We start from the raw sequence: 9191 nt of genomic DNA on the forward strand, positions 1-9191 counted from the left end.
GGTGGGGGTCGCGGGGGCCGGGACGGCGGCGGCGTCGACGTCCGCGTCGGCGACTACGAACAGTATGGCGAACGAGGCCGCGGGCACCGGCGCGGTGAGGAACGGCGCGGTGCGGAACACAGACCAGGCACGAGTGCGGTTCGACCGGTGGACCACGCGGTCCGACTTCCAGTGCGGGGAGTCCGACGGCATCCTGGCGTTGCCGGGGCAGCGGTTGGGCGTCGTCATCGCGGAGGCGGTGGGGACCATGTCGTACACCGACCCCTACCTGAACACCACCACGATGTACGAGTACGCGACCTGGACCTCCCCGCTGCGTCGGCTGGACTTCGGCGCGACGCAGCTGACCGCGCACTGGAACGCGGACACGCCGAAGGGCACGTTCCTGAAGGTGGAGCTGCTGGCGACGATGGAGGACGGCCACGTCGACGACTGGGTGATGGGTATCTGGACGTTCGACGACAGCGAGCTCGACCGCACCTCGGTCAACGGCCAGATCAACGCCTACGGCGAGGTCGACACCGACACGTGGAGTTCGGAAACCGGGCACTCGATGAGCGCCTACCAACTGCGCCTGACTCTGTTGCGCCACCCCGGTTCGCGTGCGACGCCGCGCGTGTGGCAGATCGGCGCGGCCGCGTCCGACGTCCCGACGCGTACCACGGTGCCGGCCAGCACGCCCGGACCGGCGACCGGCGTCACCCTGCCGGTCAAGCCGTACGCGCAGTACGTGCACGACGGGCAGTACCCCGTGTACGGCGGCGGCGGTGAGGCGTGGTGCAGCCCGACGTCGACGGAGATGGTGGTCGAGTACTGGGGCAAGGCGCCCACGGCCGATCAGCTGGCGTGGGTCGATCCGAGCTACGCGGACCCGGCGGTGGACCAGGCGGCGCGGTACAGCTACGACTACGGGTACCAGGGCACTGGGAACTGGCCGTTCACCTGCGCGTACGCGGCGTCGTACGGGTTGGACGCGATGGTCGTGCGGCTGAACTCGATGACCGAGCTGGAGGTGCTGATCGCGGCAGGGTTCCCGATCGTGACCGCGCAGTCGTTCACGCTGGAGGAGAACGGCCGCTACGCAAGCAACGGGCACTTGTGGCTCGTCATCGGCTTCACGGACACCGGCGACGTGATCGTGAACGACCCCGCCGCCAAGACCAACGCCGAGGTGTACACGGTGTACCCGCGCCGGACGTTCGAGAACGTGTGGCTCCGGACCAACTTCACCAAGGCCAACGGCAAGCCCGGCTACAGCTCCGGCGGCGTCGCATACCTGATCAAGCCGCACGACAAGGGACTGCCGGACGTCGTGGACCCGCGGAACCCCAGCTGGCCCTGCGACCCCTGGGGATGAGAGCTGATTGAGGCCCCTGCGTGGTGCCGGTCGCGGTCTCGCCAGGCTGCTCGTGGTAGCTGCCTGGCGAGGCGGCGGTTCTCCCCGTTCTGGCCTGTTCCAGCCGGACCCCCGAACTCGAAGCCCAGTAGGCTGAAGACATGCACTGAGCTCATACGCTCCTTACTCAACGCGCCCGACATCCTCAGCCCGAACAAAATCGGCTTCACGATTCGGAACAGGGATCGGATCGGGGCGAAGCAGTCGCGCCTGGCCGTCGTGGAAGCGTGGAGGTTCCGCAACGCCCTCGACAGCCGAAGATCAGACGAGTCATCGCTTAAGTTCGTCGGCGACGACAGCCTCCCAATCTGCTCCGGCAAGCCCGGCTGACATCAAGACATCAGCCCAGTCACGCTGAACGAAGGCAATCAATGAAGTCACGTCCATGCCGCGCTCGGCAAGGATGGACATCGCGACTACGATCCGGTCAGGATCCTGACCATCGATGTCGCGGGCGGTAATCCGACTGACGCCGTTCATGAAGGCATCGAGTATATCCGGCGACAACACTCTTCCTATATACCTCAGGCACTTTTCCGACGGCTGCACTATTCCTCCAACCGTTGCGATGCTCATGACGACGGTGGAACGAGGTACTGATAGGAGCCCGTGCCCTCATCGGAAAACTCGTACCCGGCGGCCAACAGCTGGTTAACCTCCCTAGCGAATATTGACTCATCGTAGCCGCCCTTGGGGTCGCCGGCCAACGAGTCGTCGCTGATCGGGGAGGCCAACAGCACGGGCTGCCCCTTCGCGATTATGCCCGCGATCCACTCGTCGTTTCTGCCGATGTTCCACTTCCTCAAGCTCAGGACCTCGAAGCCGTTCAGTCCTCGATAGAACTGCAGAGGGCTTCCACGTCGCCCAAGCACGGCGTATTTCGCGTTGACCGTCGAGGGGAGCTTTTTGCAGGTGTCATTGTGCACCAGCACCGGCGTGTCGCCAGCGACCACATAGTACGTGTGCAGGCCATCGATGGTCAGGTCGTACGTCACCAACGAGGAGCTGAAATCGCGGATCCCGGCGACTGCGGCGTCGGAGTTCCCGCCGGTCTCCAGCCGGTCTGAGATCCGGAGTTCGGCGGCGTTCACGAACGCCCCTTGGGTCACGTCGTAGTACGGGTGGTTCTGCGTGCTCGTGATCGTCTCGTCGCCATGCGCAGTGCTGATCGTCAGCGCGGTGAAGGACTTGTCAGTCAGGGTTTTGTGTACCGCGTCGACGCGGTGGCGCTCGAGGGCACCACCCGGCGCCGCGTTCTCGATCGTGTCGCCGACCTTGACGTCCTCGATGGGCTCGCTGTTGCCGTCAGCCATCAGGACGCGGGTTCCGCCAGCGAAGGAGTGGCACATGTTGTCGCCGCAGCCGCCGGTCTGCGCCAGTGAACACGTGGTGCCGGTGCCCATGTTGAGCAGGTTGCCGTCGGCGGTGCACTGATAGCCGGCCAGGATGATCAGACAGGACTTCTGGCTGGTGGCGCCGCCGAGGTCGAGCAGGCCGCCCGGTGGGAGTGTCGGGAAGTCTGCGGCGGTGCAGGACAGTGTGTTGCCGCCCGCGCCACAGGTACCGACCGGGGCTGTGCCTTGGCCGCTGGCCGGTGCGCGGTTGTCGGCCACGGTGACGGTGGGTGTGGCGAACTGGATGGGGTTGGACCAGTCGATCAGCAGTTGTTGCGTGATCGTCCAGTCGTCCTTGACCGGGGAGACGGTGGTCTGCCAGTAGTGCCGGCCGTCGGACCAGTAGGTGTAGACGGTGGTGGTGACCTGGCTGTAGTGGTCGACGCGGGTGTACAGGTACTGGTTGTCGTACCACTTGGAAGTGGTGTCCCAGGTCTTGGTGGCGGTCACCGTCTTGCCGCTGGTGATGTGCGGCGGAGGCGGCGGAGGCGGGGGCGCCGGTTGGTTGGCCGCGGACGGCGCGGTGACCGGTGTGGTGGTGGACGGCGGGTGGACGAACACCGAGGGGTCAGTTCCGGCCCCGGGTGCGGTGGTGGTCGCCAGCGAGCCGGTGGTTCCGCTGACTGGGTCGAACAGGCCATCAAATGTCAGTCCGCGATCGGTTACGGCAAAGGTGTAAAGGCCGTACCCGACGACCCCTAGTACGATGATCGACCCCACTACCAGTGCTGCAACGCAGCCGAATGCGCAAACAACTGCGCCTTCAGCGACTTCGGCGAGCCCGGTTGCCGCCGCAAGTGCCGGAGCCGCCTCTTCAGCGACGGCAACTGCGGCTCTGCTCACTCCGGCTCCGACGAAAGCTGTGATCTGGCCGATCGCATTTGCACTGTTCTGCGCGGCGGTGGAGATTGCGTTGCCGATGTCGCTGCCGACATTGCAGACGACGGAGAACCAGCCGCAGTCGTGGCCGCTGGGGTCGAAAGCGCTGGTGGGGTTGGCTGCCGCGTACGCGTACAGGTTCGTCCCGACGGCGTTGTGTGCGGCCGGTGCTGCGCTGTCTTCGGACAGGAAGATGCCGGCGGTGGGGTCGTACCAGCGTGATTCGGCGTAAGTGCGGCCGGTGGCGGGGCTGGTGTAGCTGCCCTGGTATCCGACGTTGGGCAGGGTGCCGGTGCTGGTGGTGACGGCGCCGAAGGCGTTGTGGCTGCGGCTGGCGGCCAGGGCGCCGGTCTTGGGGTTGGTGCCGGCGATGATGTCGCCGTGGGCGTTGGTTTGCAGGCTCAGGGCGCTGCCGCCGCTGGTGGGGGTGGCGGCCAGGGGTGCGCTGGTGTCGCCGGGGGCGCGGGCGTAGTTCCAGGCGCCGTCGCTGGCCGGTTCCAGGCCGGCTTGGGCGTACTGGTTCAGGCCGCTGGAGCCGTTGCCGTTGTTCTGCAGGCGGCCGAGGGCATCGTAGGAGTAGGTGGTGCTGCCGTCGTTGATGAGTTGGCCGAAGGCGTCGAACTTGTCGGCGGTGGTGGTGGTCGCGCCGGTGGCGGTGACGGTTTTGCTGGTGCCGGCCAGGGTGCCGCGCGGGGACCAGGTGTAGGTCGTGGTGGCATCCGGGGCGGTGAGGGTCTGTAGCCGGTTGCGCTGGTCGAAGATGGCGGTGGTGGTGCTGGTGGCTGTGCCGGCGGCGTTCAGGTCGGTGACGGAGGTGCGGTTGCCGACCGGGTCCCAGGTGTACTGCTCCTGGCCGCTGGTGGTCCCGCCACTGCTGGTGGTGTCGTCGGTCAGCCGGTCGGCGGCGTCGTAGGCGTAGGTGTGGGAGCCTTCGGTGGCGTAGGTGCCGCTACCGGTCTTGCTGGTCAGGTTGCCGTTGGGGTCCCAGGTGTACTTCAGCTGCCCGAGTTGGGCGTTGGTGGGATCGGAGAGTGTCTGGGTATTGATCCGGCCCAGGGCGTCGTACCCGTAGGCGGTGGACGGTCCAGCGGTGCCGGAGGTGGTGTCCTTCTCGGTCTGCAGCTGCCCGGCGGTGTCGTAGGTGTAGGCGCGGGTGGCGCCGGAGACCATGTCGGTTTCGGTGCCCACGTCGGCCAGCCCGGAGTAGGTGTAGTCGGTGGCGCCGGTGACGTCGACGCGGTGGGTCAGCCGGCCCTCGGCGTCGTAGGAGGCGGTGTAGGCGACGGTGGAGGTGCCACCGGGCGGGGTGTCGGAGGCCGACGTCATCAGGCCCCGGTCGTCGTAGCCGAAGCTCATCGGCGCCAGCGCGGCCGAGGACATGGAGGTCAGCTGGCCGTCCAGGTCGTATCCGAGGGACCGGGCCGCAGTAGCGGTCTCGGCGCCGGTGCCGGTCTGGCCGGTGAGCCGCCCGAGGTTGTCGTAGGTCTCCGTCGTGGACACCCCGCCGGGTGCGGTGCTGTCGATCGGCGAACCGGCGGTGTTGTGGCTGACGGTCCAGGTCCGGTCGGCGACGTTCGGCTGGGCGGCGGTAGCGGGCTCGACCCGGGTGATCGGCTCACCGAGGCTGTCATAGGTCTGATACGCGGCGTTGCCGTTGGCGTCGGTGGTGCGCGTGGGGTTGCCGTCGGCGTCGTAGCCAGTCGTGGTGACGGCCGCCGGGTGCGTGACGCCCTTGTTGTCCACGGTCGCCGGATCAGTGATCGAGGTGAGCTGCCCTGCCGCGTTGTAGGCGGCCGACCGGACGTTGCCGCGCCCGTCGGTGAGCGAGGTCAGCTGCCCGGCCTGGTCATAGCCGTACTTCTGCGTGGCCTGCACAGTCTTGGTGGCGTCGTACTGACCGGCCTGGACCACCTGCCCGGCCAGGTCGTACGTGTACTGCGCGGAACGCCCGAGCGGATCTGACACCACGGTCGGACGCCCCGCCACATCGTACTGGTAGGAGGTTGTCCCCCGGCCGCTCTGCTGCGAGAACAGCAGCTGCCCGGCATTGTTGTACCGCATGCGCACGCTGGTGTCGGCGGTCCGGACAGACAACACCTCGCCGAAAGCATCATAGGTGTAGCTGGTGGTGTACTGCGTCGGCGTCGAAGTCCCGTTACGCACCACCTGTACCGTCGTCGACAACCGCTCGGCAACGTCATAGGTGTGCAGCACCTGCGCGCCGGTCGGATCGATCTGCGACAGCAGGTTGTTGGCGTCGTCGTACACATTCTTGATGACCCCGGCGGCGGCCTTCCCGTCGGCCGAAGGCTGTGTGACCGTCAGGGGGCGGTTGCGCATGTCGTATTTGTAGGTGGTGGTCTGCCCCAGCCGGTCGACGTGCGTCAGAACGTTGCCGTTGCTGTCGTACGTCCACTTCTCCACCGGCTTGGACGTCGACCCGTCCGGCTGCGCCGCGGTGGGATAGTCGACCTCTGTCTTACGGCCCAACCCGTCGTAGACGGTGTGGGTGACAGCCCCGTTCGGATCACGGACGTCAGTCGGCTCGCCGAATGTGTCGTAGCCACGCACCGCCTGCGGCGAAACCGTGGTCGGCGCTGCCCCGGAGCCGTTCTCCACCTGCACCGGCGGCTCGGTCACGGACACCAGACGACCGAGCGTGTCGTAGCCGTCGGTGGTCGTGTACGCCGGCGACGGCGGCGTGGTGGACCCGAACGCCGCCGAACCGCGCGGATCGGTCGAGGCCAGCACGTTCCCAGACGCGTCCCGCTGGAACGTGCTCACCTCATCCGGCGCCGCGTCGTTGTGCACAGAGACCTGATACAGCTGCCCGGTAGGCGTGTAGCCGTTCGACGTCGTCTCGGTACGCGTACCGTCCGACAACGTGGTCGCCAACAAGGTACCGGCCGGGTCGTAGGCGTATGCGGTGGTGCGGTTCAGCCCGCCGGGGTCAACCGTGGTGCTGGTACGGGTGTTGGCGATGTCGTAGCCGGTTTTGGTCACCCGCTTCGGAGAGGACGACGTGCCACTAGCGGTGTCAGTGAACTGATTACCGGTCAGGTCATAGGTGTAGGTGTGCAGCACGAGATCCTGCGCCGACGCGCCCGGGGTCTCCTGGTAGGACTGGAACGTATCGGTGCTCTTCAGATCGTCGTTGGTGTAGGTGTAGGACACCGTGTGCTGCATCGCGTCATCGACGGCCTGCAAACGCCCCGCATAGTCGTAGTACTTGAACGACAGGAACACGTTGCGCGGCGCCGTCGGCACACTGGGGTCGTCAACGAAGTTCATCAGCTCCGTATACGTGGGCTGACCGGCCTGGTTGTAGCCGTAGTGGAACGTCGTGCCGTTCGTGTCGGTCTCGGTGAGCATGTCGCCGAGCGCGTCATACGTCGCGGTGGTGTTTGTGATGACAGGACTGGGGCTGGTGCGGGTCTGGGTGCGGTTGCCCATTCCGTCGTAGCTGTAGATGGTCCGCCGGAAATTGTCCCCGCCGGCTGTGGTCGGAGTCTGGTCGGCCCTGGTGGAGCTGGCCAGGTTGCCGTCGCTGTCGTATCTGTCAGTCGTGAGCATCTGGTGCGTCACGCCCGTGATCTGGTTGGTAGCCGACGGGTCCAGTTGCGTCAGCAGGTGGCCGTCCGGATCGTAGGTGTAGTCGGTCTCCATCGAGCCGGCACCGTCGACGACCACCTTCTTGACCATGTTCCCGTAGGCGTCGTAGAAGGAGTTGCTGACCTGACCCGCCGGCGTCGTCACCCTGGTCTGCCGACCCAGATGGTCGTAGCCGTAGGTGGTGACCCGGCCGTCCGGGTCCGTCATCGAGGCACGCAGGTTGCACGGCTGCAACGTCGACGCCGCCACCGTCGTGTCGTTCACCACCGCCGGCGGCACAGTGTTGTTGTCGCAGGTGTAGGCGTACGTGCTGGTCGCCGCGTTCGCAGCGACCTTGTTCACCGCCGTCGACTGCGTGACCAGCGATCCGTTGGCGTTGTAGGTCATGTTGACCACGTGACCGTCCGCGTCGATGGTCTGCGTCACCTCCCCGTAGCGGGGATCACCCGGCTGCAGCACCTGGTCGTTGGGCCCCAGCGTCTGATGCATGTACGCCGTGGTGGTGGACGTCTGGCCGTCCCGATACCGCGTGATCGCATTGAGCCAGCCCTCTGACGCCCACTGCCAGGACGTCGCGTTTCCGTTCTCGTCCAACATGCTGGCGACCTGACCGAACGCACCGAACCCCCAGGAACGGGTCGTCGACGCCGTCGGGAACAAGTCCCCCGACCAGCGCGCCAGCAGCGAACCGCTGTAACTGAACTCATACGACATCGCCAGCCCACGCGGATCGATCACCACGTCCACCAGCGACACGTTCTGGTTGGACCCGACACGACGATCCGGCGCTGGACCAACGAGATCATCGACCTGCTCGCCGCCAGGGCACCGCGCCTGGACCGCGCCCTGAAGAAGATCGCCCGACGCGGCGGGGAGGTCGTGCTGATCGACGGCACCCTCATTCCCACCCGCCGCCGCACCGGCAAGGCCAACCGGCCCAACTACTCCGGCAAACACCACCGTCACGGCCTGCACTTCCTGGCCCTCACCGACGACAACGGACGGCTCCTCTGGATCTCCGCCGCCAGACCCGGCCGCACCCACGACGCCACCGCCGCCCGCCACGACCACATCCTCGACCACCTGAAAGCCGCCGGCCTCGGCGCCCTGGCAGACCTCGGATTCCTCGGCGTGGACAAACCGGCCGACCCCGACGACCTGGTCATCATCACCGGCTACAAGGCCACCCGCTACCGCAAGCTCACCACCGGCCAGAAGACCGCCAACAAGGTGATCGCCGCCGGACGCGCTCCCGTCGAGCACGGCTTCGCGCACCTCAAAAACTGGCGCGTCCTCACCAAACTCCGCACCAACCCCGCCCGCGCCACCAACCTCCTGCGCGCCGTGCTCGTCCTGACCAACCTCGAAGCCGATCGATGACAGACGATCTAGATCCAAGACAGTCGCGGCCAACCAGCACGAGCACCCACGCACTCTGCCACGCCAGAGACCTGACCAGCGACTTCAAGATGACAACCGCCCACTGATCGAGACGACCAGCGCGCCGAGCGCAGTGGCGCCGTTGACGACGGCTAGGACGGCATCCGTGGTGGTGCCGAGCTCGTCATTGGCCGGCGGGTGTTCGAGGATCGACAGCTCCGCCGCCTGCGCCAGGTCCAGATCCCCCCTGAGGGCCCGGTACAGGACCCGCGTCTCCGCCGCAGACCCGGATTCGACCCGGATGAGCACGCTCGTCACGGCCGGCGCCCCCTTCGTCCGCGTTCTGTTCACGCCAACCAGCATCGTATTTGTCCAATCCACCGCACGCCTACCCGACCTCGGCCGCTAGTGCGGTGACCGGTCACGTTCGCCGGGTGGTGTGACAGTGCGGGTCGCAGGCCTCATCTTTGGTAGTAGCGGGATCGCTACTGAAGGTGGGGCCTGCGATGGCAGAACCGGTTCGGGCACGA

5 protein-coding genes are annotated in these 9191 nt (G+C 66.7%); 2 read left to right on the forward strand and 3 right to left on the reverse strand.

Annotation, left to right across the window (positions count from 1 at the left end; translation table 11 throughout):
* Window positions 1–109: 109 nt before the first annotated feature.
* Window positions 110–1357 (forward strand): C39 family peptidase, encoded by a 1248-nt coding sequence (locus tag GWK61_RS60315; protein WP_323748126.1) that lies wholly within the window; start codon window positions 110–112, stop codon window positions 1355–1357.
* Between the two features lie 309 nt (window positions 1358–1666).
* On the opposite strand, the gene GWK61_RS49905 is transcribed toward GWK61_RS60315, so the two are convergent.
* Both GWK61_RS49905 and GWK61_RS49910 read right to left on the reverse strand, forming a co-directional pair.
* Window positions 1667–1972, reverse strand: a complete 306-nt coding sequence (locus GWK61_RS49905) for a hypothetical protein (protein ID WP_194920859.1) — start codon at window positions 1970–1972, stop codon at window positions 1667–1669.
* Window positions 1969–8028 carry an RHS repeat-associated core domain-containing protein gene (locus GWK61_RS49910; protein WP_194920860.1) on the reverse strand — a complete coding sequence of 2020 codons (6060 nt, stop codon included), beginning with the start codon at window positions 8026–8028 and terminating at the stop codon, window positions 1969–1971. Before GWK61_RS49910 ends, GWK61_RS49905 begins: the two co-directional genes overlap by 4 nt.
* 132 nt (window positions 8029–8160) lie before the next feature.
* Between GWK61_RS49910 and GWK61_RS49915 the strand changes: the two genes are divergently transcribed.
* A complete protein-coding gene (locus GWK61_RS49915; protein WP_323748127.1) occupies window positions 8161–8661 on the forward strand; it encodes a transposase family protein in 501 nt (166 codons plus the stop codon).
* An 84-nt stretch (window positions 8662–8745) separates the two neighbouring features.
* Here GWK61_RS49915 and GWK61_RS49920 read toward each other — a convergent pair whose 3' ends face one another.
* The gene (locus GWK61_RS49920; RefSeq protein ID WP_194920861.1) at window positions 8746–8979 is read right to left on the reverse strand and encodes an effector-associated constant component EACC1; all 234 of its coding nucleotides are present in this window, start codon (window positions 8977–8979) and stop codon (window positions 8746–8748) included.
* Between the last annotated feature and the right edge of the window lie 212 nt (window positions 8980–9191).

Origin of the sequence: Catenulispora rubra, from assembly GCF_015356825.1 — a bacterium.
Taxonomy (GTDB): Bacteria; Actinomycetota; Actinomycetes; order Streptomycetales; family Catenulisporaceae; genus Catenulispora; species Catenulispora rubra.

Coding starts and splice junctions, on each gene's coding strand:
- GWK61_RS49905 (WP_194920859.1), bottom strand. CDS start 1,972: ATGAGCATCGCAACGGTTGGAGGAATAGTGCAGCCGTCGGAAAAGTGC.